At 36.7% G+C, this 1,776-nt stretch carries 2 protein-coding genes; both read left to right on the top strand.

The window, feature by feature from the left end; genetic code table 11:
• Positions 1-1,188 (top strand): acyltransferase family protein (locus AC1DRF_RS26085; protein ID WP_477742085.1); only part of this gene is annotated, 1,188 nt, incomplete at its 5' end.
• 34 nt (positions 1,189-1,222) lie between these two features.
• On the top strand, positions 1,223-1,776 hold a 554-nt coding region (locus AC1DRF_RS26080; protein ID WP_477742084.1), incomplete at its 3' end, for a YveK family protein.

Below are 1,776 nucleotides of genomic sequence, written 5' to 3'. Positions count from 1 at the left end.
TTTATTACGTGTTGGATAGGAGATTACATGGGAAAAAGATATGTAGAACTTGATGCGTTAAGAGGATTAGCAGCYCTTTTTGTTGTTATAAATCATTATCTCATGATTTATCCAAGCTTCAGTGAATATAGGTATGACGGTGATTCTTCTTTTTTACTGTCCATGGTAAAAGAGAGTCCGCTGCGGCTATTGTTCAGCAGTGGAAATGAATCAGTGGTTTTGTTTTTTGTCTTAAGCGGGTTTGTTTTAGCACTGCCGTTTTATGGCCGTTCTTCTTTTCGATATGAGAACTATCTTGTAAGAAGAATTTGCCGAATTTATCTTCCTTACTTGTTTGCGGTGTGTGTAGCTATTCTATGTAAAATCTTATTTAGTCAAGGCGGGATCTCACAGATAAGCCACTGGTTTAATAACTCATGGATCACAAACGAGTCGCCAAGTTTACTTCTTCAGCACTTCTTTTTAATTGGCACATTTAACACAGACGCTTACAACAATGTTATTTGGTCGCTTGTTCATGAAATGAGAATTTCAATTATTTTTCCTCTTTTAATGATTCTTTTGCTGCGAATGGATGCAAAGAAAATCGTAATGCTATTGTTTTTCGTGTTTGTTTCATCATCAGCGCTATTACTGCTTAATCAATCAAACTTAGAGCCTACGAACTTCTTGCTTTCTTATCATTATTTGCTTTTATTCGCCGCGGGTGCAGTTACGGCAAAATATCGAGATTTTTTTATTCAACTTTATCTGAAAATTGGCACATTTAAAAAGGGTCTTATCGTTCTGATTGCATTTACCTGTTATTTATCTGAAGGCATTATGGGAAATTACGCGATTACCAATAACTTTTTATGCCGCAATCTGGCAGTGATGGTAGGGAGCTGTATGTTCATTATTATCGCTTTAGCATCGCCGGCAGCTTCAAAGGTTTTACGCACAGGAGTGCTGTCGTTTCTAGGTAAAGTTTCGTACAGCTTATATTTAACTCATCTCATTGTGCTGTTTTCGTTGATGTATTTGCTACACGGGCTTTTGCCGTACTGGAGCATTTTAAGCATTTGTTTCCTTTTATCACTGGTGATGGCTTCCGTCACGTATCATTTTGTTGAAAAGCCTTCCAGCAGATTAGGAAAATTCCTCACAAGAAACAAAGTTGTTTTCGGCGGAGCAGTGAGTCGTAAGTAACAGAGAGATAAAAGCGTATGGAGGTGAGTTTACGATGCAGGATAAAATTCAGCTAAAGGATTTTTTTCGAATTTTAAAAAGAAGATGGCTTACGATGCTTTTAGTCATAGTCATTACGAGTATGAGCATCACAACTATCTGTTTCTATCTACTAAAGCCTACGTATCAAGCATCTACTCAAGTACTTGTGAATCAAGCAACATCTAAGAATGTAGATGAGATTTCTAATATTACGCAGCTCAATACCCAATTAATTTCTTCGTATATCGATTTTATTAAAAGTCCGATGATCATAAACGGTGTAAAAGACGAATTAAAGTTAACTATTTCTAATAAAAAGCTGAGTGAACAAATTACGATTGATCATAACGAAAACTCTCAATTTGTCACCATTACCGTAAGAAACGAGAATTCGAAAACAGTAAGTGAAATCGCAAATAAAGTAGCTCTTCTTTCAAAAGATCAAGCGATGAAGTTAATGAAAGGAAGCAACATTCAAGTATTAACCGAACCGTCGCAGAGCCTTAAAGTATTTCCAAAGCCGCTGCCGGTTGCAGCTATTACTATCTYGGTCAGTCTGTTGGTAGG

The organism is Priestia sp. P5_B4 (genome assembly GCF_056400385.1).
The sequence above is the reverse complement of the archived record's forward strand: the minus strand, read 5'-3'. Positions and strand labels throughout refer to the sequence as shown.